Below are 24,675 nucleotides of genomic sequence, written 5' to 3' on the forward strand. Positions count from 1 at the left end.
CGGCGTTATCCGGCAGGAGATCGGGCAACCCCCTGTCGCGCGCCGGCCGCCGGCACCAGCGCGAATTTCTCGAAACCCGTGGTCAGAAGTTGCCGAGGAACCAGTCCTTCATGCGCGAGAACACCTGTCCCATCGACCCCGACTGCACCGCAACCTTGCGCCCGCGCATACGCTGCGAGCGTCCTTCGACGAGCAGGCCCATCGCCGTCGAATAGCGCGGATTGCGCACGACGTCGGCGAGACCGCCCGCATACTCTGGTACGCCAATGCGCACCGGCTTCAGGAAAATGTCCTCACCAAGCTCGACCATGCCGATCATCATCGACGCGCCGCCCGTCAGCACGACGCCCGAGCTGAGCAATTCCTCGTAACCCGACTCGCGCACCACCTGCTGCACGAGCGAAAACAGCTCCTCGACGCGCGGCTCGATCACGGCCGCCAGCGCCTGGCGCGACAGCGTGCGCGGACCGCGCTCGCCGAGACCCGGCACTTCGATCATCTCGTCCGGATCGGCGAGCGCCTGCTTGGCGATGCCGTAGTCGACCTTAATGTCTTCGGCATCCGGCGTCGGCGTGCGCAGCGCCATCGCGATGTCGCTCGTGATCTGGTCGCCGGCGATCGGAATCACGGCCGTGTGGCGAATCGCGCCTTCGCTGAAGATCGCGATGTCCGTCGTGCCGCCGCCGATGTCGACCAGCACCACGCCTAGTTCCTTTTCGTCTTCCGTCAGCACCGCGAGCGACGACGCGAGCGGCTGCAGAATCAGGTCGTTCACTTCGAGACCGCAGCGGCGTACGCACTTGACGATGTTCTGCGCCGCGCTGACCGCTCCGGTGACGATATGCACCTTCACTTCGAGACGGATGCCGCTCATGCCGATCGGTTCGCGCACATCTTCCTGACCATCGATGATGAATTCCTGCGTGAGGATATGCAGCACCTGCTGGTCGGTCGGGATGTTGATCGCCTTGGCCGTTTCGATCACGCGCGCGACGTCCGCCTGCGTGACTTCCTTCTCCTTGATCGCGACCATGCCGCTCGAATTGAAGCTGCGGATATGGCTGCCGGCGATGCCGGTGAACACGTTCGTGATCTTGCAGTCGGCCATCAGCTCGGCTTCCTCGAGCGCGCGCTGAATCGACTGCACGGTGGCTTCGATATTCACCACCACGCCCTTCTTGAGCCCCTTCGATTCGCTCTGGCCGAGACCGATCACCTCGTAGTGACCCTCGCCCTTCAACTCGGCGACGATGGCCACTACCTTCGACGTCCCGATGTCGAGGGCGACCAGCAGATCCTTATAGTCTTTACTCATAGCGTGCTCAGTGCGTGTGATGTCCGTTTACTTCTTGCCCTTGTCGGATTCGCTGATGAAGCGCATGCCAGCGGCACGAATCGCGAAACCGTTCGGATAGCGCAAGTCCGCATACTCGATATCCTTTCCCCAACGTTGCGTCACCGCGCTCCATGCCGCGGTCAGGCGTTTGCTGCGATCGGCCAGCGTGTCCTGATTGCGTTCGCGGCCCAACTCCACCTGCGTGCCGTTCGACAGCTTCACCGTCCACGCGTAGCGCGGCGACAGCGTCACTTCCTCGGGCGTCTCGTGGATCGCCGAGAACCACTTCTGGAAGTCGTGATAGCGCGCGACGACTTCCTTCGCCGTACCGTCCGGGCCGTCGAACGCCGGCAGGTCTCCGTCGAGCTCGCCCTGGTTCGCGGTGAACAGCTCGCCGTCGACGCTCACCAGCTGATCGCTGCCCCACGTGCCAAGCGGCTTGTACTCCTCGAGCGTGACAGCCAGTGCATTCGGCCACACGCGCCGCACGCTCGCGTGACGCACCCACGGCATCTGCTCGAACGCCTGCCGCGCGACGTCGAGATCGACCGTGAAGAAGTTGCCCTTCAGGCGCCCCACGACGCCGGCGCGCACCGTCGGCGAATTGATGTGCTCGGTGTCGCCGTCGATCTGGATCTCGCGCAGCGCGAAATTCGGGCGCTGGATCAGCCAGTAACCGCCCGCCGCCAGCAGCACGAGCACCAGCAATGCGTGCAACGCATTGCTGGCGAGATTGAGCTGGCGAACGTTGTTCCACATGGTGTTGCTTGCGATTGCCTTGGTTAATCCTGCAGCGTCAGCGCCAACACGCCGACCACCAGTTCCTGATAGCTGATGCCGACCGCGCGCGCCGCTTTCGGCGGCAGCGAGTGATCGGTCATGCCAGGCGCTGTATTCACTTCGAGGAAGTACGGCTTGCCTTCGCCATCGAGCATGAAGTCCGCGCGGCCCCAGTCGGTGCAGCCGAGCACGTCGAACGCGCGGCGCGCGAGCACCTTCAGGCGCGCTTCCTCTTCGGCGCCGAGACCGCACGGAATCAGATACTGCGTGTCGTTGGCGACGTACTTCGCGTGGTAGTCGTAGAACTCGCCGGCCGGCACGATGCGGATCACCGGCAGGTCCAGATTGCCGGCGATGCACGCGGTGTACTCGCCGCCGCCTTCGATGCTCTTCTCGACCACGACGATCCGATCGTGCTTCACGGCTTCGATCAACGCGGCCGGCAGCGCGTCCGCGCTCTTCACCTTGATCACGGCAACACTCGAACCTTCGCTCGCCGGCTTCACGAACAGCGGCAGACCGAGCTTCGCGACGATCTCCCTGGCGCGCGCTTCGTAGTCGTCACCGCGCAGCACCGCTTCGAAAGGTGGCGTCGGAATGCCGAGTTGCTGCCACACGAGCTTGGTGCGGAACTTGTCGAGACCGAGCGCCGAGCCGAGCACGCCGCTACCGGTGTAGCGGATGCCGTAAAAGTCGAGCGCGCCCTGGATCTGGCCGTTCTCGCCGTAGCCGCCATGCAGCGCGTTGAACGCGCGCACGAAGCCTTCATCCTTCAACGCGGACAGCGGACGCTCGGCCGGATCGAACGGATGCGCGTCGACGCCGGCGTCGCGCAGACCTTGCAGCACGAGACGCCCGGAATTGAGCGACACCTCGCGCTCGGCGGAATCACCGCCAAGCAGCACTGCGACCTTGCCAAATTTTTTCGCGAGTTCTTCCGAATGAATCATGTTCATGTCACACCTTCTGTTCCTGAGCGAGCCGAACCGGCACACCGCCGATCGAACCCGCGCCCATCGTGATCACCACATCGCCGTCGCGCACCACCGTGGACAGCGCGTCCGGCACTTCGTCCACCGTGTCGACGAACACCGGTTCGACCTTGCCCGCCACGCGCAGCGCGCGCGCCAATGCGCGGCCGTCCGCGGCAACGATCGGCGCTTCGCCGGCCGCGTAGACTTCGGTCAGCACGAGCGCGTCGACGGTCGACAGCACCTTGACGAAATCCTCGAAGCAGTCGCGCGTGCGCGTGAAGCGGTGCGGCTGGAACGCCAGCACCAGACGCCGACCCGGGAATGCGCCGCGCGCCGCCGCGACCGTGACGGCCATTTCGACCGGGTGATGACCGTAGTCGTCCACCAGCGTGTAGCAGCCCGCGGCCTGGCCGTCGACGACAACCGGCACTTCGCCGTAGCGCTGGAAGCGCCGGCCGACGCCGTTGAAATCCGCGAGCGCTCGCTGGATATCGGCATCTTTCACTTCGAGTTCAGTCGCAATTGCAATGGCGGCCAACGCGTTCTGCACGTTGTGCTCGCCCGGCAGGTTCAGCGTGATGTCGAGCGGCGCCGCGTCTTCGCGCATCGCGGTGAAATGCATGCGGCCTTCGCGCGCTTCGACGTTGACCGCGCGCACCTGCGCATCGGCCGCGAAACCGTAGCGGATGATCGGCTTCGATACGAACGGCAGGATCTCCTTCACGTTCGGATCGTCGACGCACAGCACCGCGATGCCGTAGAACGGCAGACGGTGCGTGAATTCGATGAACGCCTGCTTCAGACGCGCGAAGTCATGACCATAGGTGTCCATATGATCGGCGTCGATGTTCGTGATGACTTCGATCACTGGGAACAGGTTCAGGAACGACGCGTCCGATTCGTCCGCCTCGGCGACGATGAAGTCGCCGGTGCCGAGGCGCGCATTCGCGCCCGCGCTGATCAGCCGCCCGCCGATCACGAAGGTCGGATCGAGCCCGCCCGCGGCGAGCACGCTCGCGACGAGCGACGTGGTCGTGGTCTTGCCGTGCGTGCCGGCAATCGCGATGCCCTGCTTCAGACGCATCAGCTCGGCGAGCATCACCGCGCGCGGTACGATCGGAATGCGGCGATGACGCGCGGCCAGCACTTCCGGGTTGTCGCTGCGCACCGCGCTCGACACCACCACCGCGTTCGCGCCCTCGATGTTCTCCGCCGTGTGCCCGATCGAAATGCGCGCGCCGAGTGCGGCGAGGCGCTCGGTGACCGCGTTGCCCGACAGATCCGAGCCGCTCACCTGATAGCCGAGATTGACGAGCACTTCGGCGATGCCGCTCATGCCGACGCCGCCGATGCCGACGAAATGAATGTGTTTGACGATGTGTTTCATTGCTTTCCTTCTGGGCTCACGCCCGCCGCCGAACCCGCGCCCGCCACCGTCGCGCAGATCTGCGCGACCTGTTCGGTGGCGTCCGGTTTCGCGAGCGAGCGCGAACGCTCCGCCATTTGCGCGAGACTTTCCCGCGTCTGGCTGCGCAACCAGTCGGCGAGCATTTCCGCCGACAGATCGCGTTGTTGCACGACCAGCGCCGCGCCGTTGTCGGCGAGGAACGCTGCATTAGTGGTCTGGTGATCGTCGACCGCGTACGGGAACGGCACGAACAGCGCCGCGACGCCGACCGCCGAAATCTCCGATACCGTCATCGCGCCCGAGCGGCAGATCACCAGATCGGCCTGCGCGTAGGCGCTCGTCATGTCGTCGATGAACGGCACGAGCGAGACGTCCGCGCCCGCCTGCAAGCCCGCGGCCGCGTAGTTCTCGCGCAGCGCGTCGATATGCTTGGCGCCCGCCTGATGCACGATGCGCGGCCTCTCGTTGGCGCCAAGCAGCGCGAGCGCGCGCGGCACGACTTCGTTCAGCGCGGCGGCGCCGAGACTGCCACCCACGACGAGCACGTTCAGCGGACCGTTACGCTGCGCGTAGCGTGCTTTGGGTGCATTCGCGAGCGCAAGTTCCTCACGAATCGGATTGCCGGTCCATTCGCCGTGCGGCAGCGCATTCGGAAACGCGACCAGCACGCGCTTCGCGAGCTTTGCGAGCACCTTGTTCGCGAGACCCGCGATCGAATTCTGTTCATGCAGCACGAGCGGCCGGCCGCTCAGCGCGGTCATCAGCCCGGCCGGGAACGTGATGTAGCCGCCCATGCCGAGCACGACGTCGGGCTTCACGCGACGCAGCACGCTCAAGCTCTGCGTGCACGCGCGCAGCAGGTTCACCGGCAGCATCAGCTTGGTCTTCAGACCCTTGCCGCGCACGCCGCCGAAGCGCACGTACTCCATCGCAATGCCATGCTTCGGTACGAGCGTCGCTTCCATGCCCGCGGGGTTGCCGAGCCATACGACTTTCCAGCCCCACGCCTGCATCAGATGCGCGACCGCGAGCCCCGGGAACACATGTCCCCCGGTGCCGCCGGCCATCACCATCAGCGTGCGTTGTGGCAGAGCCGTCATACCTTGCCCCCGCGCATCAACACCCGGTTCTCGTAGTCGACCCGCATCAGCACCGCGATCGCCACGCAGTTCAGCAAAATGCCCGAACCGCCGTAACTGACGAGCGGCAAGGTCAGACCCTTGGTCGGCAGAAGACCGAGGTTCACGCCCATGTTGATGAAGGTCTGCGCACCGAACCAGATGCCGACGCCCTTCGCGACGAGACCCGCGAACGTGCGATCGAGCGCGAGCGCCTGACGGCCGATCTCGAACGAGCGGCGCACGATCCAGTAAAACATCAGGATCACGACCAGCACGCCGACGAAACCCAGCTCCTCGCCGATCACCGCGAGAATGAAGTCGGTATGCGCTTCGGGCAGATAGTTGAGCTTCTCGACGCTGCCGCCGAGCCCGACGCCGAACCACTCGCCGCGCCCGAACGCGATCAGCGAGTGCGTCAACTGATATGCCTTGCCCTGCGCGTAGCGATCGTCCCACGGATCGAGGTACGCGAAGATCCGCTCGCGACGCCATGGCGACGCCCACACTAGCAACGTGAACGTGCCCACCGCGGTCGCGACGAGGCCGCCGAACAGCTTGCCGTTCACGCCGCCGAGGAACAGCACGCCCATTGCGATCGCGGCGATCACCATGAACGCGCCCATGTCCGGCTCGAGCAGCAGCAGCATGCCGACCAGACCGACCGCGACCGCCATCGGCAGGAAGCCCTTCGCGAAGCTGTGCATGTATTCCTGCTTGCGGACCGTGTAGTTCGCCGCGTAGATCGTCACCGCGAGCTTCATGATTTCCGACGGCTGCATGTTCGTGATGCCGAGCGGAATCCAGCGGCGCGCGCCGTTCACGCCTTTGCCGACGTGCGGAATCAGCACGATCACGAGCGCGACGAGCGAGATCAGGAAGAGCTTCGGCGCGTACTTGTCCCACGTCGAAATCGGAATGCGGAACGACGCGACGCCGACCGCCGCGCCCATCAGCACGAAGACGATCTGGCGCACGAGAAACGCCCAATCACGATACGACGCGTACTTCGGCGAATCGGGCATCGCGATCGACGCCGAGTACACCATCACGACGCCGAGCCCGAGCAGCGCGACGACGACCCACAGCAGCGAATGATCGTAGTCGAGCATGCGCGAGCGCAGCGGCCGCACGCCGTTGACCGCGCTCGCGAGACCGCTGCCGCCCGTGCGGGTGGACGTGCGGGTGGCGGCGCCGTTGCCGCCGGCGGCATCGCGCGAGCCGAAACGTTCCGACCAGCTCATATCATCGTCCCCCGTTCGGCCGCGATATCTTCGACCGTGCTGCGGAATACCGCCGCACGGTGTGCGTAACCCTTGAACATGTCAAAGCTCGCGCACGCGGGCGACAGCAGCACCGCATCGCCGGGCTGCGCGAGCGCGGTGGCCGCGCGTGTCGCGTCTTCCAGCGTCGCGTGATCGGTCATCGCGACGCCGCAATGTTCGAGCGCTGCGCGAATCTGCGGCGCGTCGCGGCCGATCAGCATCACCGCGCGACACCAGCGCATCACCGGTGCGGCGAGCGGCTCGAATTGCTGGCCCTTGCCGTCACCGCCGGCGATCAGCACGACGCGTTGCGCGAGACCGTCGAGCGCGGCGACCGTCGCGCCGACGTTGGTGCCCTTGCTGTCGTCCACGTAGTCGATGCCGTCGATCGACGCGATCAGTTCCACGCGGTGCGGCTCGCCGCGATACTCGCGCAGGCCGTGCAAGAGCGGTGCGCCGGGCAGGCCGATCGCGCGCGCGAGCGCGTACCCGGCCAACGCGTTGGCGGCGTTGTGCAAGCCACGGATACGCAGCGCGTCCGCGGGCATCAGACGCTTCAGCGCAATGTCGGGCGTGGCGGCCGCCTCGTTCTTGCGGCGGCGCTTCGGCGTGATTTCGTTGCTCGCGTCGCGATCTTGCGCTTCGACGAGCCACACCATGCCGTTGTCGCGCAGCAGGCCGTAGTCGCCGTCGTTCTTCGGCTCGGTCACGCCGAACGTGACGATCTCGGCGTCGCCGCCTGCAGGCGCGAGCGCCATCACGCGCGCGTCGTCGCGGTTCAGCACGCGCACCGTCTGTGTACCGAAGATGCGGCCCTTCGCGGCCGCGTATGCGTCGAGTCCGCCGTGCCAGTCCAGGTGATCCTGCGTGATGTTCAGCACGGCCGCCGCGTCAGGCGTAAACGTATGCGACGTCTCCAGCTGGAAGCTCGACAGTTCGAGCACCCACACCTCGGGCAGCGCGGTCTGGTCGATCGCTCCGGAGAGCTTGTCGAGCAGCGACGGGCTGATGTTGCCGGCCACCGCGACCTTCTTGCCCGCGCGTTCGCACAGCAAGCCGGTCAGGCTCGTCGTCGTGGTCTTGCCGTTCGTGCCGGTGATCGCGATCACCTTCGGCGCGTAGCCGGACTCGCCGAGCGTGCGCAGCGCCTGCGAGAATAGTTCGAGCTCGCCCCACACCGGAATGCCCTGCTCGCGCGCCGCCGTAATCAGCGGCAGCAGATCAGCGGCCAGCGGCGACAGTCCCGGGCTGATCGCGACCAGCTCGACGCCTTCGAGCAGCACCGGCGAAAACGGACCGCCGACGAAATCGGCATCGACGCCATGCGCTTCGAGCGAGGACAGGTTCGGCGGCACTTCGCGCGTATCGGCCACGCGCAGCCGACAGCCGTGCCTAGCGCACCAGCGCGCCATCGCGAGACCGGATTCACCCAGTCCCAGCACGAGCACCATCGGCTTTTGCCGATCCCGAAACTTCTCGCCGAACATCGCCTGCTTCCTTAAATACTGCTGCTTAACGCAATTTGAGCGTGGACAAACCAAATAGGCACAACATCAACGTGATGATCCAGAAGCGCACGACCACTTGCGTTTCCTTCCAGCCCGACAATTCGAAATGGTGATGCAGCGGCGCCATCTTGAAGAACCGCCGCCCTTCGCCGAACCGGCGCTTCGTGTATTTGAACCACGTGACCTGCAGCATCACCGACAGCGTTTCCGCAACGAAGATGCCGCCCATGATGAACAGCACGATTTCCTGACGCACGATCACCGCGACCGTGCCGAGCGCGCCGCCGAGCGCGAGTGCGCCGACGTCGCCCATGAACATCTGCGCCGGGTGCGTGTTGAACCAAAGGAAGGCCAGACCCGCGCCGCCCATCGCCGAACAGAAAATCAGCAATTCGCCCGCGCCGGGAATGTGCGGAAACAGCAGGTACTTCGAATAGACCGAACTGCCCATCACGTAGGCGAACACGCCGAGCGACGCGCCGACCAGCACGACCGGCATGATCACGAGGCCGTCGAGGCCATCGGTCAGATTCACCGCGTTGCTCGCGCCGACGATCACCAGATACGTGAGCACGATGAAGCCCCACACGCCGAGCGGGTAAGTGATCGACTTGAAGAACGGCACCAGCAGATCGGCGCGCGCGGGCAACCCCATCGACAGGCCGCTGCGCACCCACGCCATGAACAGGTCGAACACGCGCACATTGCTCGCCTCGGAGACGCTGAACGCGAGATAAACCGCCGCGAACAGGCCGATCACCGATTGCCAGAAATACTTCTCGCGCGACGACATGCCGCGCGGGTCCTTGTAGACGACCTTGCGGTAATCGTCGACCCAGCCGATCACGCCGAAGCCGAACGTGACGAGGATCACGATCCAGATGAAGCGGTTGGTCAGATCGGCCCACAGCAGCGTGGCCACGGCGATGCCGAGCAGGATCAGCACGCCGCCCATCGTCGGCGTGCCCGATTTGACGAGGTGAGTTTGCGGGCCGTCCTTGCGAACGGCCTGGCCGACCTTCATCGCGGTCAGCTTGCGAATGACCGCCGGGCCGCAGACGAGCCCGATCAACAACGCGGTGATGGTCGCCATCACCGCGCGAAACGTCAGATAACTGAACACGCGCAAGAAGCTTGCGTCATTCTGCAGCCATTGCGCCAGCGCCAGTAGCATGCCTGGATCCTTCTATTTCAATGTGCAGCGGGCGTCGTGCCCGCGGCGTTGGGTTGTGGACTCGTAACGGCGTCCACCACGCGCTCCATCTGCATGAAGCGCGAGCCTTTCACGAGAAGCGTTGCCGCAGCGCCGAAGCCGGCCTGCTGCAGTTGCGCGATCAGCGCGCCGACATCGGCGACGTGGTGCGCGAGCGCGCCGTATGCGGTGCAGGCGTCGCGCGACGCGTCGCCCATTGCATACAGCGCGTCGATACCGCGCTCTTTCGCATACGCGCCGATTTCGCGATGAAACGCCGGGCCGTTGTCGCCGACTTCGCCCATGTCGCCCATCACGAGCACACGCGGCGATGCACACGACGCGAGCACGTCGATCGCGGCGCGCATCGAATCGGGATTCGCGTTGTAGGTGTCGTCGATCACGGTCGCGCCCGCGAGCGTGCCGAGCGCGGCCTGCTTGACCTGCAGACGGCCCTTCACCGCGCCGAACGATTCGAGGCCGCGCTGGATCGCGTCGAGCGACACACCCGCTGCCAACGCGGCCGAGGCCGCCGCGAGCGCGTTGTGCGCGTTGTGATTGCCAAGCACCTGCAGCGTGACGTCGAGATGGCCTTGCGGCGTGCCGATGGACAGACGCTTGCCGTCGAACCTGCCCTTCACTGCCGCTTCGGTGGTGCGCTCCGCGCTGTTCAACGCGAAATCGATGATGCGACTGCCGGTGGCGGCGACGCGCCAGATGCTCGCGTATGCGTCGTCCGCGGGGAATACCGCCGTGCCTTCCGGCGACAGCGTGTGAATCACGCTCGCGTGTTCGAGCGCGACCGCTTCGACGGTCGCCATGAATTCCTGGTGCTCGCGCTGCGCGTTGTTGACGACGGCGACCGTCGGCTCGGCGAGCTTCGCGATCTGTTCGGTTTCGCCTGGATGGTTCATGCCGAGTTCGACCACCGCGAGCCGATGCGCGGCGTGCAGACGGAACAGCGTGAGCGGCAGGCCGACGTCGTTATTGAAATTGCCCGCGGTCGCGAGACGCGCATCCGTGCCGACCGCGGCCGCGAAGATCGACGCGATCATTTCCTTGACCGTGGTCTTGCCGTTGCTGCCCGTGACCGCGACGAGCGGCAGATCGAACTGACGACGCCAGCCGCGCGCGAGCGCGCCAAGCGCTGCGCGCGTGTCGGCGACGCGGATCGCGGGAACGCTCCAGTTCAGCGGCGTGCGCGTGACGAGCACGGCCGCGACGTTGCGCTCGGCCACTTGCGGCAGGAAGTCGTGCGCATCGAAACGATCGCCCTTGATCGCGATGAACAGATCGCCGGGACCGGCGCTGCGGCTGTCGGTCGACACGCGCTCGAAGCGCACGCCGTCGTCGCCGACGACGCTCGCGCCGGGGATCTGCGCGGCAGCTGCCCGTAGCGAGAACATGGTCATTCGCCACCTCCGCGTGTTTGTGTCGCCCGCGCGGCGAGCGCGAGGCGCGCGTGGTCCTGATCGGAGAAAGCGCGTTTCTTGCCCATGATTTCCTGTGTGGCTTCGTGCCCCTTGCCGGCCAGCACGATCACGTCTTCGCCCGCGGCGCCGCGGATCGCCTGCAGGATCGCGCTCGCGCGGTCCTCGATGCGGCGCGCCTTCGAGGCGTCCCGCATGCCCGTGACAATCTGCTCGATGATCGCGAGCGGATCTTCGCTGCGCGGGTTGTCGCTCGTCACGACGACGTTGTCCGCGAGCCGCTCGGCGATCGCGCCCATCAGCGGACGCTTGGTCGCATCGCGGTCGCCGCCGCAGCCGAACATGCAGACGAGTTCGCCGCCGCGCGCCGTCGCGATCGGGCGCAGTGCTTCGAGCGTTTTTTCGAGCGCATCGGGCGTGTGCGCGTAATCGATCACGACGAGCGGTTCGTCGTTCTGCGGACGGCCGCCCAAACGCTGCATGCGGCCGTTCACCGGTTCGAGCTTCGCCAGTTCGGCGAGCGCCGCGTCGAACGGCACGTCGGCGGCGAGCAGCACGCCGAACACCGCGAGCAGATTGCTGACATTGAAGAGGCCGAGCGTTTGCACTTCGACTTCGGCGTTGCCCCAGTCCGACGTGTTCAGATGAAACGCGGTGCCGGTTGCGGTGGCACGCACGTTCGATGCGGTGAGCCACGCGTCGGCTTGCGATGTGCGTTCAGCGTCAGCGCTGTGTTGTCCAGCCTCGATGCCATAGGCGATCGTGCGCGCGTGACCACGCGTGCTCGCGAGCAAACGCCGGCCGGCGGCATCGTCGCAATTGATCACGGCCGTGCGCAACTCGGGCCAGGCAAACAGGCGCGCCTTGGCGGCTTCATACGCATCGAACGTGCCGTGATAGTCGAGATGGTCCTGCGTCAGGTTCGTGAACACTGCGATGTCGAAAGCGGTACCGTTCACGCGCCCCTGATGCAGCGCATGCGACGACACTTCCATCGCCACCGCCTGCGCGCCCGCGTCGCGCAATTGCGCGAGGCTGCGTTGCAATTGCGGTGCGTCGGGCGTCGTGAAGCCGGTGGCCACGAGCTGGCCCACGAGACCGGTGCCGAGCGTGCCGACGATCGCGCAGCGCGTGCCGAGCGCGGACAGCGCCGCGGCGACCCACTGGCTGCACGAAGTCTTGCCGTTCGTGCCGGTGATGCCGACCGCCAGCATCGCGTCGCTCGGATCGCGATACCACGCGCTCGCGATCGTGCCGGCGAGTTCGTTCAACGCCGGCACCGCGTGGGCGACGGATGTATCGAGCGTGCCGCGGAAGCCTTCGGGTTGCACCAGCACGGCGGCCGCGCCGCGCTCGCATGCCGCGTCGATGAACGCGCGGTTGTCCGCGCCGTCGACCGCGTACGCGAAGAACGCGTCGCCGGCCGCGAGCGAGCGCGTGTCGGCGTGCAGATGCGCGCCTGGCCGCACGTGCGCGTGCAGCCAGGCGAGGGCGTCGGCGATCTGCCGGTGCGCTGGATGTTGCTCGCGCAGCGCGCTCATCGCACGACTCCTGGATGGTTTTTCGGGTTGGCGGAAATGGTCATCTTCTTCACGCCGGGGCTCGTCGACAGCTTTTTGGCCTGGGACTGCGTGACCGGCGCGCTGGGCGCGGCCGGCGCCGAATCGTCGGATACGACCATCTGCTTGACGGGCATGTCGGGCGGCACATTCAGCGCGCGCAGCGTATCGCCGACGATGCCCGAGAACACCGGACCCGACACCTGGCCGCCGAAGTGGCTGCCCGCGGTCGGCTCGTCGACCGACACTGCGACGACGATGCGCGGATTCGGCATCGGCGCCATGCCGACGAACGACGCGCGATATTTGGAGTGGTCGTAGCCGTGCGGCCCGTGCTTGTACGCGGTACCGCTCTTACCGCCGACGCGATAGCCGGGCACCGCCGCATCCGGCGACGTGCCTTGCGGCGACACCACGGTTTCGAGCATCGCGCGCACTTCACGCGCGGTGGTCGGCGAAAAGATCTGCGGACCGGTGGCCGGCTGGTCGCCCGGCGCGTGGAAAATCGTCACCGGCATGATTTCGCCGTCGTGCGCGATCGCGGTGTACGCGCGGCCGAGTTGGAACAGCGACACCGACAGGCCGTAGCCGTACGACATCGTCGCCTGCTCGATGCGGCGCCAGCTCTTCCACGGACGCAGGCGGCCCGCCGCCGCGCCCGGAAAACCGACCTTCGGCGCCTGGCCGAGACCGACGCTGGTATACATGTTCCACATCTCTTCGGGCCGCAGCTGCATCGCGATTTTGGTTGCGCCGATATTGCTCGACTTCTGGATCACGCCGCCGACCGTCAGCACGCCGAAGCCACTGTCGTCGGTAATCTGCGCGCCGTCGAGTACGAAGTGGCCGTTGCCCGTATCTACCAGTGTAGTCGGCGTCACGCGGTGCAGATCGAGCGCGAGCGACACCGTGAACGGCTTCATGATCGAGCCCGGCTCGAATGTGTCGGTCAGGATGCGGTTGCGCAGCTGGTCGCCGGTCAGGTGCGAGCGGTCGTTCGGGTTGTAGGTCGGGTAGTTGACGAGCGCGAGCACTTCGCCGGTACGTACGTCGATCACCATCGCCGCGCCGGCCTTTGCCCTGGATTTCTCGACGGCCGCTTTCAGGTTGGTATAGGCGATGTACTGGATCTTGCTGTCGATCGACAGATCGACGTCCTGGCCGTTGTGCGGCACGACCTGCTCGTCCACGTCCTCGATGATGTGGCCCATCCGGTCCTTGATCACGCGACGGCTGCCCGACATACCCGCGAGCAGCTTCTGGTCGCCGAGCTCGACACCTTCCTGGCCCTCGTCCTCGACGTTCGTGAAGCCGATCAGGTGAGCGGTGATCTCGCCTTCCGGATAGAAGCGCTTGTATTCGGCGCGCGAGTAAATGCCGGGGATGTCGAGCGCAACGACTTTGTCGGCGACGTCGACCGGCACCTGGCGCTTCACATAGACGAAGGTCTTGTCTTCCGACAGCTTCGCGCGCAGCTCCTTCGTGGTCATGCCGAGCAGTTTGCCGAGCGCGTCGAGCTTGTCGGCGCCGAGGTCGTCGGGCACCGATTCGGGAATCGCCCAGATTGCGCGCACCGGCAGACTCGTGGCGAGCACGAGGCCGTTGCGGTCGAGAATCTTGCCGCGCGTGGCCGGCATGTCGATGCGGCGCTGATAGCGGATTTCGCCCTGCTTCAGATAGAACGCATTGCCCGGGCCCTGAATCCAGAACGCGCGCGCGGCCAGCGCGACGAACGCCATGAACAGCAGGAACACGACGAGCTTCGAGCGCCACATCGGCAGGCGCACCGACAGAATCGGATTGGCCGAAAACGCAACGCTCTTGTGGGCCGACGATTTTTTCATCGCGTGGCTCCGCGACGGGTCGCGACCGGCGCCGAGGCCGGCGCGGAAGTCGGAATGGGGGCGTCGATCGCCGTCGCGGCACCCGGGGCGAGCGTCAGGTACTGGGTGCGGCCGGTGGTGACCGATTGCATCTTCAGCGAGGCGGTGGCGAGCTGCTCGATGCGCGAGGTCTTGGACAGCGCGCTCTGCTGATATTGAAGCTGCGAATAGTCCTGCTGCAGCTGGCGCTCCTGCGACTGCGCGCGCTGCAGCTGAATAAAGATCTGACGCTGCTGATTGGTCGCGTTGATGACCGACAAGGCACAGCCCATCACGATGATCAGCAGGAAAATATTGAGGCGGTTCATGGCGCGATCCGCTCCGCCACACGCATCACGGCAGAACGGGCGCGCGGGTTGTCGGCGACTTCGGCGTCGCTCGCGAATACGCGGCCGATGATTTTCAGCGGAGGGCTCGGCAGGTCGACCGCGCGGATCGGCAGACGGCGGTCGACCGCCGGCGTGCTCGAGTGCGCCTGCATGAATCGCTTGACGATCCGGTCCTCGAGCGAATGAAAGCTGATGACCACCAGCCGCCCCCCTTGCTCCAACAACGACAACGCTGCCTCTAGAACGACTTGCAGCTCCGCAAGCTCTTGATTGACGTGAATCCGTATAGCCTGAAAGGTGCGGGTTGCCGGGTCCTTGCCCTTCTCACGGGTTTTGACGACGTTAGCCACGATTTGGGCAAGCTCGCCCGTGCTGACGAGAGGCCCAAGACGGTCGGACTCTGCCCGGCGAGCAACAAGCGCCTTTGCAATCTGAAAAGCAAACCGTTCTTCCCCATAATCTCGTATCACCTCCGTCAATTCCTGCACCGTGGCCCGCGCGAGCCAGTCAGCCGCGGACTCGCCGCGCGTCGGGTCCATCCGCATGTCGAGCGGGCCGTCGGCGCGGAAGCTGAAGCCCCGCTCCGGATCGTCGACTTGCGGCGACGATACGCCCAGATCCAGCAACACCCCCGACACACGCCCTACTCCGCGCTCCGCCATCGCGGCGCGCAGTGAAGCAAAACTCTCGTGCACGATGGCAAAGCGCGGATCGGCGATCTTCTGCGCCGTCGCGATCGCGAGCGGATCTTTATCGAACGCGATCAGCCGCCCCGCTTCACCGAGCCGCTCCAGCACGAGGCGGCTATGACCGCCACGGCCGAACGTGCCGTCCACATACGTGCCGTCGGCGCGCGTGACCAGCGCATCGACCGCTTCGTTCAACAGCACCGTGCGATGCTGCAATTCGTTTCTCATCGCAGGTGCCATATAAATAAGCCGCGATCAGAACGTGAAATCTTTCAACGCGTCGGGCATGCCCTCGGCGATCGCCGCCTGTTCCTTCGCGGCGTAGATCTGTGCATCCCACAACTCGAAGTGACGGCCCATGCCGAGCAACGTCACTTCTTTCTCTAGCGAGCCAGCCGCGCGCAACTCCGGCGACACGAGCACGCGGCCTGCGCCGTCCATATCCACATCCATTGCATTGCCGAGAAAAATGCGCTTCCACCAAGCCGCGTTCATGGGCAGCTTGTCGACCTTGTCACGGAAGATTTCCCATTCGGGGCGCGGAAAGAGCAACAGGCAGCCGTCCGGGTGCTTGGTGATCGTCACCCGGCCCTCTGCCTGTGTTTGCAGCGCATCCCGATAACGAGAGGGAATCGACATCCGCCCTTTCGCATCGAGCGTCAGCGCCGACGCCCCTTGGAACACTTCGCTCTCCCCTATTGCGACGCCATTTGCGCCGCTCGCCCGGTCCGTGAAAATCTACCCGAAAGTGATGTCGGGAACACACAAAAATACACTTTCTCACACTGTCTCCCACTTTAGAGTAACGCTAATCATGGGTCAAGGGAGCGGCCCGCTTTTCGAGCGGATTTTGTTTGCTAGAACAAGGACTTAGCGCGACTCCTTCACGTCCCGGATAAAACGGAAAATCGTTATAAATGAACGAGCTAGTGCAACTTGTGAAGGTAATACGTGAAAAGTGCGAGGAAACAGCACGGATTGAAAGAGATCGTTAAGGACGTCTGGAAGGGAAAAGATGGCGTTGCGGGGACGGATGACGAACGGCGCGCGCGGCGCCGTCCCACTTGCGAAGAAAGCGTTCAGCGACAGTGCTGGCGATACATGCGGTGCTCCGGTCGGCGCAGCAAAGCGTCAGACAGGCTCATATGTAATAAGCGGTGCGCGTCATTACCTTCGACATCGCGCGCATCAACGCACGCGCCGGAAACGGCAACTCGATGCCGCCCGCGTCCATCGCGGCCTTGCCGTGCCGCGCTTCATCGACGCGCATCTGCTCGACGATCGCGCGCGATTCATGGTCCGCGACCGGCAACTGATCGAGATGACTGTCGAGATGCTGCTCGACCTGACGCTCCGTTTCGGCCATGAAGCCGAGACTCACGCGATCGCCGAGACGTCCCGCGGCGAGACCGATCGCGAGCGCGCCGGTGTACCACAGCGGATTGAGCAGACTCGGACGCGAGTCGAGCGCTTCGAGGCGTTTGGCGGTCCACGCCAGATGATCTTCTTCTTCCGATGCGGCGTGATCGAACATGGCGCGCAATGAAGGCGAGTCGGTGGCGAGTTTCTGCGCCTGGTAAAGCGCCTGCGCGCACACTTCGCCGACGTGGTTCACACGCATCAAACCCGCCGCATGCGCGCGCTCCGCGGGCGAGAGTTCGGACGCCTCGGCCGTCGCCGCGGAGGTCTGCGCAAGCGGCAGCGGACGGCTCATCCGCGAGACTCCGGTCAGTGAGCGTAAACCCCGATCAAACTCGCCAATCAACTCGTCCAGCAACATAAAGCGCTCCCTGATTCGACAACCGCCGCAGGGTTCAGGAAGGTCCGTGCGACAAGGCCTTGCGACGCGAAACTCGCTTCCGGCAAGCACGAATCCGCATGAAACGGGCGGTTAATTTCGGATTCTAGACCATGTTGCGTAAACGAAACAGCAGCCTTCCGGCGCGGCTCCTTTTTCTTTGTGCCATGTATGCCTTTTGTTACATTACGTGGCAACTTCTCGCGAAGTTGGACAAGCAAGGACGTCAGCACTAACTAAATATTTCGCCTTGTACAAAAGATTCGTATTCCTTGGAGATCATTCGATGAAAAAGTCGCTTCTCGCTCTCGCAGCCTTGGGCGCGTTCGCAGGCGTCGCTCATGCTCAGAGCAGCGTGACCCTGTACGGCATCGTTGACGTTGGTATCAATATGAACACCAACTCGGGTGGTAAGCATCTGTACAACATGTCCAGCGGTGTCCTGCAAGGCTCGCGTTTCGGCCTGCGTGGCACTGAAGATCTGGGCGGCGGTCTGAAGGCCCTGTTCGTGTTGGAAAACGGCTTTGACACGACGAACGGCAAGCTCGGTCAAGGCGGCCTGATGTTCGGTCGTCAGGCATACGTCGGTCTGTCGAGCCACTTCGGCACGGTCACGCTGGGTCGTCAGTACGATTCCGTCGTCGACTACGTGGGTCCGTTCGAATCGGGTGATCAGTGGGGCGGCTACATCGCCGCTCACCCGGGCGACATCGACAACTTCAACAACGCGTATCGCACCAACAACACGGTCAAGTACACGAGCGCGAACTACGGCGGCCTGACGTTCGGCGGCACGTATAGCTTCGGCGGCCAGGCAGGCAACTTCTCCGGCAACCAGATCTGGTCGTTGGGTGCAGGCTATAACAACGGTCCGCTGCAATTGGGCGTTGGTTACCTGAACGCACGTACGCCGGCAGCGACGGGTGGTCTGTTCAACAACGGCGGCACGACGACCGCCGCTGCTGCTGCTGTGACGACCCCGGTCTACGCTGGCTTCGCATCGGCTAACACGTACCAGGTCATCGGCGCGGGCGGTGCTTACACGTTTGGCGCGGCAACCATCGGCCTGACGTATTCGAACATCCAGTTCGGCAACCTCGGCAAGACCTACGCGTCGCCGTTCACTGGCCAGAAGGCAACGTTCAACAACGGCGAAATCAACTTCAAGTATCAGTTGACCCCGGCACTGCTGGTCGGCGCGGCGTATGACTACACGCGCGGCACGCAGATCGAAGGCAACTCGCGTGCTCAGTACCATCAGGGCGCACTGGGCGTGGACTACTTCCTGTCCAAGCGTACCGACGTGTACCTGGTCGGCGTGTACCAGCACGCTCTGGGCGACACGGTCAACACAGCGGGCCAGGTGGTCACGGCAACGGCCGCCATCAACGGCCTGACCGGTTCGACGACCAACAACCAGTTCACGGCTCGCATCGGTATCCGCCACAAGTTCTAATAAGTCGTCAATACGCAGTTTGTCTCAAGGCGCCTTCGGGCGCCTTTTTTTATGCGCGGGTTTTAAGAGGGGCAACAAAAAGCCCGGCGCACTTTCGTACGCCGGGCTTTTCATTCCTTGCTCGCTCAAGCCCGGCCGTCGCGCAGTTCGCGGCGCAGAATCTTGCCGACATTGCTCTTCGGCAGCTCGGTGCGGAATTCGACGACCTTGGGCCGCTTGTAGCCGGTCAGCTGCGTTTTGCAGTACGCGAAGATCTGTTCGTCGGTCAGCGACGGATCCTTCTTCACGACGAACAGCTTCACTGCCTCGCCCGAATGCTGATCGGGCACGCCGACCGCCGCGACCTCGAACACGCCCGGCAGCTTTGCGACGACGTCCTCGACTTCATTCGGATACACGTTGAAGCCGGACACCAGAATCATGTCCTTCTTGCGATCGACGATCTTCACGAAGCCGTCCGCGCTCATGATGCCGACGTCGCCCGATTTGAAGAAGCCATCCGCCGTCATCACCTTGGCGGTTTCGTCGGGCCGGTTCCAGTAGCCCGCCATCACCTGCGGGCCGCGGATGCAGATCTCGCCGGGCTGACCGGGCGGCACTTCGTTGCCTTCGTCGTCGCGGATCGAGACTTCGGTCGACGGCAGCGGCAGGCCGATCGTGCCGTTGTATTCGGTGGCGGTGACGGGATTGCAGGTCACGCAAGGCGACGTTTCCGACAGCCCGTAGCCCTCGACGATCGGCGTGCGCGTCAGCTCGAACCAGCGCTTCGCGACCGCCTCCTGCACCGCCATGCCGCCGCCGTTCGCGGTCAGCAGCTTCGAGAAGTCGAGCTTGTGGAAGTCGGGGCTGTTCAACATCGCGTTGTAAAGCGTGTTGACCGCGGGAATCGTCGTGATCGCATACCCCTCGAGCGACTTGATCATGCCGGGAATATCGCGCGGATTCGGAATCAGCACTCCGAGACCACCGGTGCGGATCGTCAGCAGCCCGCACACGGTCAGCGCGAACACGTGATATAGCGGCAGTGCGACGACCGTGATGAACTGATCGATATCCGTGCGGTTTGCGCGCACCGGATTGAGCCAGACCTCCGACTGCAGCACATTCGCGATCAGGTTCCGGTGCAGCAGCGTCGCGCCCTTGGCCACGCCGGTGGTGCCGCCCGTGTATTGCAGAAACGCGATGTCGTCGGGCCCCTGCCGGACCGGCTCGAACGTCAGGCGCGCGCCCTCCGAGACCGCGTCGTTGAACCTGACGTGCCCGGGCAGACTCCACGTCGGCACCATCTTCTTTACCTTGCGCACGACGAAGTTCACGACCGGGCCTTTGATGCCCATCAGGTCGCCCATCGCCGCGACGACCACATGCCTGATCGGCGTATTGCGCACGATTGCCTGCAAGGTCCCCGCGAAATTCTCGAGCAGGATAATCGCTTCAGTGCCGCTGTCCTTCAGTTGATGTTCGAGTTCGCGCGGCGTGTACAGCGGATTCACATTCACGACCACATAGCCCGCGCGCAGAATCGCGGCGATCGCGACCGGATACTGCAGCACGTTCGGCATCATGATCGCGACACGCGCGCCGCGCACAAGCCCCTTCGACTGCAGCCACGCCGCGAGATTGCGCGAAAGTTCGTCGAGTTCACCGTAGCTTATCTGCTTTCCCATGCACACGAACGCCGGCTTCGCGCGGTGTTCGCGAAAGGCTTCGTCGAGCAACTCGGCCACCGACGAATAGCGTGTCGGGTCGATCTCTGCGGGAACGCCGGGCGGATAAGATTTCAGCCAGATTTTCTCCATGCTGCAGCGTCTCCTGAATTATTTTCGAATGGTCGTGCTAAAAGCGAATCGTAGCATGGCATATTGCGGCCAATGGCCAAAGCGATGAGGTTAGACGGCGGCCTCGAACTCGTCAGGCTGGTCGCCAGCTTCAAGGTGCGGCGCGGTTTTCAGGCCCGCTCGACTTCGACGAGACAGTCATAAAACGTCGCGGAACCGCCGAGATCGGTCAGCGCCTGGCTCGTCAGCTGGTTCGCGTTGCGGCCGTCCGGCGCGAGCTTCTTCCACCAGATCGACAACCCGACGACCAGGCCTTCGCGAGCCCGTTCGGTCACGCGGGCGCGCGCCTGCATCGAGCCGCGATCGTTGAAGATGCGCACCTGATCGCCGTCACCGATGTCGCGTGCGTGCGCGTCGACCGGGTGGATGTCCAGATGCGGCTCGCCTTCCGTCGCGCGCAGACTCTCGATGTTCACGAAGGTGCTATTCAGGAAGTTGCGCGCGGGCGGCGAAATCATCGCGAGCGGATAGCGGGCCGCCAGTTCGGGCGCGCCGTCGGCCGATTCGTAGGGTGGCAGATAGTCCGGCAGCGGGTCGAGGCCCTGCTGTGCCAAGCGCTCGCTATAGAACTCGCACTTGCCGGATGGCGTGCGAAAACCGCCGTCGGCAAATGGCGCGTCGGGCAGATTGAGACGGGCCCAGCCGGCTTGCTTCAGCGTCGGCCAGTCGACACCGTCCAGCGTCTTGTCGTCCCAGCGAAATGCAGCTCGAGCGACGGCTTCGTCGCTGTCGAAGAGCGCCGGTTCTGTCAGGCCCATGCCGCGCGCGAGGTCTCGGAAGATCTCGGTATTCGGGCGTGCATCGCCGAACGGCGCGATGGCGGGCAGGTTGACCATCACATGCGTGTGGCCGTATGACTTGTGCACATCGAGATGCTCGAGTTGCATCGTGGCGGGCAGCAGCAAGTCGGCATAATCCGCGGTGTCGGTCTGGAAATGCTCGAGCACGATCGTGAACAGATCCTCACGCGCAAAGCCGGCCGCGACGCGTTCGGAGTCCGGTGCGACCGCGACCGGATTCGAGTTGTAGACGACGATCGCCTCGACCTTGGGGCCGAACGTGGCGTCGCCGGGATGCAGCAATGCGTCGCCGATCGCATTCATATTGATTACGCGGCTCGGCTTCGACGGCCAGCCCGGCTTCAGGTCGGGACGCTGCAATGCATGCGAGTCGACCGGCGCCCAGCCGCTCGACGACAATAGCGCCCCGCCCGCGCGCGCGCGCCATGCGCCCGTCAGCGATGGCAGACAGGCGATCGCGCGCACCGCATTGCCGCCGCCACGCACCCGCTGCAGACCGTAGTTCAGGCGGATCGCGGCTTTTTTCGTACTGGCGTAAAGTCGCGCGAGATCGGCGACTTCCTGTTCTTCAACGCCACAAATCTCACTCACGCGTGACACTGGATAGCTGAGCGCGCGCACCTTCAAGTCGGCGAAGCCCAGCGTATGCGACGCGATGTATGCGTGGTCGAGCAGATCCTCGGTGATCAGCACGTTCATGATGCCGAGCGCGAGAGCCCCGTCGGTGCCGGGCTTCAGCGCAATGTGTTGATGACATTTCTCCGCGGTCAGCGAACGATATGGATCGATTGCGATCAGCCGCGCGCCGCGACGCTTGGCTTCCTGCGCGCGCGTCCAGAAATGCAGGTTCGATGCGATCGGATTGGCGCCCCAGATCAGGATCACCTCGCTCTCGGCGAAAAACTCGGTGTGCATACCGATGCCGGCGCCGTACGTGTATTTGAGGCCCGCAGCGCCCGCGGCCGCGCAAATCGTGCGATCTAACTGCGATGCGCCCAGCTTGTGGAAGAAGCGTTGCGCGATGCTGTCGCCCTGCACCAGGCCCATCGTGCCCGCGTAGCTGTAGGGCAGAATCGCTTCCGGCGCACGATGGGCAATTTCGCCGAGGCGGCTTGCGGCAAGGTCGAAAGCTTTGTCCCAGCTGATCGGCTCGAAGCGTCCCTCGCCCTTGCGGCCGACGCGCTTCATCGGCGTCGTCAATCGGTTGGGATGGTACACACGCTCCGCGTAGCGAGCGACCTTCGTGCACAGCACGCCCTGAGTCGGCGGATGGTCGGGGTCGCCGGCGACCTTGATCGCCCGTCCGTTGTCGACGGTCACGCGCATCGCGCACGTGTCGGGGCAATCGTGCGGGCACACGGCGCGCGCGAATTCGGTCGGGGCGTTCATCGGCGATCTGTCCTGGTGAGCAGTGAGCGGTACGAAAGAATGGAATTTTATTACGTCAACAGCCGGCCGACCTCGATGGTGCCGCCAAGAAAGCCTTCGGCGTAGAATGAATTATCCGAAGTGCCCGGGCCGACCTGGTCCACAGCGATGTCACGCTAGCCAAGCACCAACGCTTAATCACTCCATCATGAAACTCATCCCCGAAATTCAGGCCGCTCGCGGCGAAATCCAGACCCTTCGACGAACCATCCATGCCCACCCGGAGTTGCGCTATGAAGAGACGGCGACTGCTGATCTCGTCGCGCGTTCGCTTGAATCCTGGGGCATCGAGACCCACCGCGGTTTGGGCAAAACCGGCGTGGTCGGCGTATTGAAGCGCGGAAACGGCGCGCGTGCGATTGGTCTGCGCGCCGACATGGATGCGCTGCCGATCCAGGAACTCAACAGCTTCGATCATCGCTCGAAAAACGACGGCAAGATGCACGCATGCGGCCACGACGGACATACGGCGATGCTGCTCGGCGCCGCGCACTATCTGGCCAAACATGGTGATTTCGACGGCACGATCGTGTTCATTTTTCAGCCGGCCGAGGAAGGGGGCGCCGGCGCGAAGGCCATGATGGACGACGGCTTGTTCACCCAATTCCCCGTGGACGCCGTGTTCGGCCTTCACAACTGGCCAGGCATGCCGGCGGGCCACTTCGGCGTGACCGAAGGCCCGATCATGGCGTCGAGCAATGAATTTCGCATCGAAATCAAGGGCGTCGGCTCGCATGCGGCGCTGCCGCACAATGGCCACGATCCAGTCTTTACGGCGGTGCAAATTGCTAGCGGGCTGCAAAGCATCATCACGCGAAACAAAAAGCCGCTGGATACCGCGGTGTTGTCGATAACGCAGATACATGCCGGCGATGCGGTCAACATCGTGCCGGATGTCGCATGGATCGCTGGGACCGTGCGGACCTTCGCCGCCGAAACGCTCGACCTGATCGAGTCACGCATGCGCAAGATCGCGCAGAGCACAGCCGAAGCATACGATTGCTCTGTCCAGATCCACTTCCACCGGAACTATCCTCCGACGATCAATAGCAGCGAGGAAGCGCGTTTTGCGGCGTCGGTCATGAAAGAGGTCGTGGGCGCGGAAAATGTCGATGACGCGGTTGAACCGACCATGGGTGCGGAGGATTTTTCGTTCATGCTGCTGGCGAAACCGGGTTGCTACGCGTTCCTGGGCAACGGCGTTGGCGGCCACCGAGAAGCCGGCCACGGTGCGGGCCCTTGTATGCTGCACAACGCGAGTTATGACTTCAACGACGAGCTATTGCCGGTCGGGTCGACGTATTGGGTTCGGCTGGCGCAAAAGTTTTTGGCGCAGGGGAAGTAGTGAATTGGTGAAGCATCGAGACGCGTGGGGGTATGCAGCTAATCTGTGCCGTTCCCCCTTGCCTGGAAGGTGCAATCATCGGCTGCGAAGGACACGAATGACCGCCATTGTCCCAAACAGCGGGGAGACGGACACGGCGTCTCGGACCGTCGAGCTGACCGCCTGGCGCCAGAACCGACGGCATCCATTGGAGCGGAAACTATCGGTTGTCGAGCAGATGATTGGGGGCGGGGCCGCAGTCGCCTGTGAACTGGCAAAGCGCAATGAAGGCTCAACCTTTTGCGAAGCGCGCCGTTATTGCATGTGCTCAGGCAAACCCCTCGGATCTCCATGGCACAACCGATTCCTTTCCGCAACAGTGGCGCTGCCCGCGCGCGGCATGTCAAGGCCATGCTGTTGCCTATCGCACGCGAGATCGCCGACGATCTCGCGTTGCGAGTTCATCTGTCGCTCGATGCGCTGCGCCGCGGCGTCGGCACGAAGAGCGACGCACAGACTCTCACGCAGATCATGCTGCTGACCAGTTACCTGGCCGATGC

19 protein-coding genes and 1 pseudogene are annotated in these 24,675 nt (G+C 64.2%); 3 read left to right on the top strand and 17 right to left on the bottom strand.

What is annotated here, in order from left to right; all coding sequences use genetic code 11:
- Positions 1–82: 82 nt before the first annotated feature.
- The 15 genes from ftsA to coq7 all read right to left on the bottom strand — a co-directional run bounded on the left by ftsA (position 83) and on the right by coq7 (position 17,251).
- Complete coding sequence (ftsA, locus tag F6X42_RS24885) at positions 83–1,315, bottom strand: cell division protein FtsA (protein ID WP_008921172.1); 1,233 nt, start codon at positions 1,313–1,315, stop codon at positions 83–85.
- A gap of 27 nt (positions 1,316–1,342) precedes the next feature.
- A complete protein-coding gene (locus F6X42_RS24890) occupies positions 1,343–2,095 on the bottom strand; it encodes a cell division protein FtsQ/DivIB (RefSeq protein WP_187636744.1) in 753 nt (250 codons plus the stop codon).
- A 23-nt stretch (positions 2,096–2,118) separates the two neighbouring features.
- Positions 2,119–3,066, bottom strand: coding sequence for a D-alanine--D-alanine ligase (locus F6X42_RS24895; protein WP_376776422.1), 948 nt, complete (start codon positions 3,064–3,066; stop codon positions 2,119–2,121).
- 7 nt (positions 3,067–3,073) lie between these two features.
- Positions 3,074–4,477 carry a UDP-N-acetylmuramate--L-alanine ligase gene (gene murC / locus F6X42_RS24900; protein ID WP_187636746.1) on the bottom strand — a complete coding sequence of 468 codons (1,404 nt, stop codon included), beginning with the start codon at positions 4,475–4,477 and terminating at the stop codon, positions 3,074–3,076.
- Entirely contained in the window at positions 4,474–5,598 is a 1,125-nt protein-coding gene (murG, locus tag F6X42_RS24905; RefSeq protein ID WP_187636747.1) for an undecaprenyldiphospho-muramoylpentapeptide beta-N-acetylglucosaminyltransferase, read from the bottom strand. The genes murC and murG overlap by 4 nt, the downstream gene beginning before the upstream one ends.
- Positions 5,595–6,860: a putative lipid II flippase FtsW gene (gene ftsW / locus F6X42_RS24910; RefSeq protein WP_187636748.1), complete on the bottom strand. Its 1,266-nt coding sequence runs from the start codon at positions 6,858–6,860 to the stop codon at positions 5,595–5,597. The genes murG and ftsW overlap by 4 nt, the downstream gene beginning before the upstream one ends.
- Complete coding sequence (gene murD / locus F6X42_RS24915; RefSeq protein ID WP_187636749.1) at positions 6,857–8,368, bottom strand: UDP-N-acetylmuramoyl-L-alanine--D-glutamate ligase; 1,512 nt, start codon at positions 8,366–8,368, stop codon at positions 6,857–6,859. Before murD ends, ftsW begins: the two co-directional genes overlap by 4 nt.
- A 25-nt stretch (positions 8,369–8,393) precedes the next feature.
- The gene (gene mraY / locus F6X42_RS24920) at positions 8,394–9,563 is read right to left on the bottom strand and encodes a phospho-N-acetylmuramoyl-pentapeptide-transferase (RefSeq protein ID WP_187636750.1); all 1,170 of its coding nucleotides are present in this window, start codon (positions 9,561–9,563) and stop codon (positions 8,394–8,396) included.
- A gap of 17 nt (positions 9,564–9,580) precedes the next feature.
- Complete coding sequence (locus F6X42_RS24925) at positions 9,581–10,993, bottom strand: UDP-N-acetylmuramoyl-tripeptide--D-alanyl-D-alanine ligase (protein WP_187636751.1); 1,413 nt, start codon at positions 10,991–10,993, stop codon at positions 9,581–9,583.
- A complete protein-coding gene (locus F6X42_RS24930; RefSeq protein WP_187636752.1) occupies positions 10,990–12,552 on the bottom strand; it encodes a UDP-N-acetylmuramoyl-L-alanyl-D-glutamate--2,6-diaminopimelate ligase in 1,563 nt (520 codons plus the stop codon). The genes F6X42_RS24925 and F6X42_RS24930 overlap by 4 nt, the downstream gene beginning before the upstream one ends.
- A complete protein-coding gene (locus tag F6X42_RS24935; protein ID WP_187636753.1) occupies positions 12,549–14,414 on the bottom strand; it encodes a peptidoglycan D,D-transpeptidase FtsI family protein in 1,866 nt (621 codons plus the stop codon). Before F6X42_RS24935 ends, F6X42_RS24930 begins: the two co-directional genes overlap by 4 nt.
- Positions 14,411–14,761 (bottom strand): cell division protein FtsL, encoded by a 351-nt coding sequence (gene ftsL / locus F6X42_RS24940; protein WP_187636754.1) that lies wholly within the window; start codon positions 14,759–14,761, stop codon positions 14,411–14,413. Before ftsL ends, F6X42_RS24935 begins: the two co-directional genes overlap by 4 nt.
- Positions 14,758–15,711 carry a 16S rRNA (cytosine(1402)-N(4))-methyltransferase RsmH gene (gene rsmH / locus F6X42_RS24945; protein WP_187636755.1) on the bottom strand — a complete coding sequence of 318 codons (954 nt, stop codon included), beginning with the start codon at positions 15,709–15,711 and terminating at the stop codon, positions 14,758–14,760. The genes ftsL and rsmH overlap by 4 nt, the downstream gene beginning before the upstream one ends.
- 15 nt (positions 15,712–15,726) lie before the next feature.
- Entirely contained in the window at positions 15,727–16,155 is a 429-nt protein-coding gene (gene mraZ, locus F6X42_RS24950; RefSeq protein WP_013090620.1) for a division/cell wall cluster transcriptional repressor MraZ, read from the bottom strand.
- 457 nt (positions 16,156–16,612) lie between these two features.
- Positions 16,613–17,251, bottom strand: coding sequence for a 2-polyprenyl-3-methyl-6-methoxy-1,4-benzoquinone monooxygenase (coq7, locus tag F6X42_RS24955; RefSeq protein ID WP_187636756.1), 639 nt, complete (start codon positions 17,249–17,251; stop codon positions 16,613–16,615).
- A 304-nt stretch (positions 17,252–17,555) separates the two neighbouring features.
- Here coq7 and F6X42_RS24960 point away from each other — a divergent pair, with 304 nt between their 5' ends.
- A complete protein-coding gene (locus F6X42_RS24960; protein WP_187636757.1) occupies positions 17,556–18,725 on the top strand; it encodes a porin in 1,170 nt (389 codons plus the stop codon).
- Positions 18,726–18,850: 125 nt separating this feature from the next.
- Here F6X42_RS24960 and F6X42_RS24965 read toward each other — a convergent pair whose 3' ends face one another.
- Both F6X42_RS24965 and F6X42_RS24970 read right to left on the bottom strand, forming a co-directional pair.
- The gene (locus F6X42_RS24965; protein WP_187636758.1) at positions 18,851–20,524 is read right to left on the bottom strand and encodes a long-chain fatty acid--CoA ligase; all 1,674 of its coding nucleotides are present in this window, start codon (positions 20,522–20,524) and stop codon (positions 18,851–18,853) included.
- Positions 20,525–20,673: 149 nt separating this feature from the next.
- Positions 20,674–22,752, bottom strand: a complete 2,079-nt coding sequence (locus F6X42_RS24970) for a molybdopterin-containing oxidoreductase family protein (RefSeq protein ID WP_187636759.1) — start codon at positions 22,750–22,752, stop codon at positions 20,674–20,676.
- Between the two features lie 187 nt (positions 22,753–22,939).
- Between F6X42_RS24970 and F6X42_RS24975 the strand changes: the two genes are divergently transcribed.
- Both F6X42_RS24975 and F6X42_RS24980 read left to right on the top strand, forming a co-directional pair.
- Entirely contained in the window at positions 22,940–24,136 is a 1,197-nt protein-coding gene (locus tag F6X42_RS24975; RefSeq protein ID WP_187636760.1) for a M20 aminoacylase family protein, read from the top strand.
- Between the two features lie 330 nt (positions 24,137–24,466).
- Positions 24,467–24,675: pseudogene (locus F6X42_RS24980) on the top strand (hypothetical protein); the annotation flags it as partial.

The organism is Paraburkholderia podalyriae, from assembly GCF_014397785.1.
GTDB lineage: Bacteria > Pseudomonadota > Gammaproteobacteria > Burkholderiales > Burkholderiaceae > Paraburkholderia > Paraburkholderia podalyriae.

Excerpts from the sequence above, each read along its gene's own strand:
- ftsA (WP_008921172.1), bottom strand. The coding sequence starts at position 1,315 with ATGAGTAAAGACTATAAGGATCTGCTGGTCGCCCTCGACATCGGGACG.
- F6X42_RS24890 (WP_187636744.1), bottom strand. The coding sequence starts at position 2,095 with ATGTGGAACAACGTTCGCCAGCTCAATCTCGCCAGCAATGCGTTGCAC.
- F6X42_RS24895 (WP_376776422.1), bottom strand. The coding sequence starts at position 3,066 with ATGATTCATTCGGAAGAACTCGCGAAAAAATTTGGCAAGGTCGCAGTG.
- murC (WP_187636746.1), bottom strand. The coding sequence starts at position 4,477 with ATGAAACACATCGTCAAACACATTCATTTCGTCGGCATCGGCGGCGTC.
- murG (WP_187636747.1), bottom strand. The coding sequence starts at position 5,598 with ATGACGGCTCTGCCACAACGCACGCTGATGGTGATGGCCGGCGGCACC.
- ftsW (WP_187636748.1), bottom strand. The coding sequence starts at position 6,860 with ATGAGCTGGTCGGAACGTTTCGGCTCGCGCGATGCCGCCGGCGGCAAC.
- murD (WP_187636749.1), bottom strand. The coding sequence starts at position 8,368 with ATGTTCGGCGAGAAGTTTCGGGATCGGCAAAAGCCGATGGTGCTCGTG.
- mraY (WP_187636750.1), bottom strand. The coding sequence starts at position 9,563 with ATGCTACTGGCGCTGGCGCAATGGCTGCAGAATGACGCAAGCTTCTTG.
- F6X42_RS24925 (WP_187636751.1), bottom strand. The coding sequence starts at position 10,993 with ATGACCATGTTCTCGCTACGGGCAGCTGCCGCGCAGATCCCCGGCGCG.
- F6X42_RS24930 (WP_187636752.1), bottom strand. The coding sequence starts at position 12,552 with ATGAGCGCGCTGCGCGAGCAACATCCAGCGCACCGGCAGATCGCCGAC.
- F6X42_RS24935 (WP_187636753.1), bottom strand. The coding sequence starts at position 14,414 with ATGAAAAAATCGTCGGCCCACAAGAGCGTTGCGTTTTCGGCCAATCCG.
- ftsL (WP_187636754.1), bottom strand. The coding sequence starts at position 14,761 with ATGAACCGCCTCAATATTTTCCTGCTGATCATCGTGATGGGCTGTGCC.
- rsmH (WP_187636755.1), bottom strand. The coding sequence starts at position 15,711 with ATGGCACCTGCGATGAGAAACGAATTGCAGCATCGCACGGTGCTGTTG.
- coq7 (WP_187636756.1), bottom strand. The coding sequence starts at position 17,251 with ATGTTGCTGGACGAGTTGATTGGCGAGTTTGATCGGGGTTTACGCTCA.
- F6X42_RS24960 (WP_187636757.1), top strand. The coding sequence starts at position 17,556 with ATGAAAAAGTCGCTTCTCGCTCTCGCAGCCTTGGGCGCGTTCGCAGGC.
- F6X42_RS24965 (WP_187636758.1), bottom strand. The coding sequence starts at position 20,524 with ATGGAGAAAATCTGGCTGAAATCTTATCCGCCCGGCGTTCCCGCAGAG.
- F6X42_RS24970 (WP_187636759.1), bottom strand. The coding sequence starts at position 22,752 with ATGAACGCCCCGACCGAATTCGCGCGCGCCGTGTGCCCGCACGATTGC.
- F6X42_RS24975 (WP_187636760.1), top strand. The coding sequence starts at position 22,940 with ATGAAACTCATCCCCGAAATTCAGGCCGCTCGCGGCGAAATCCAGACC.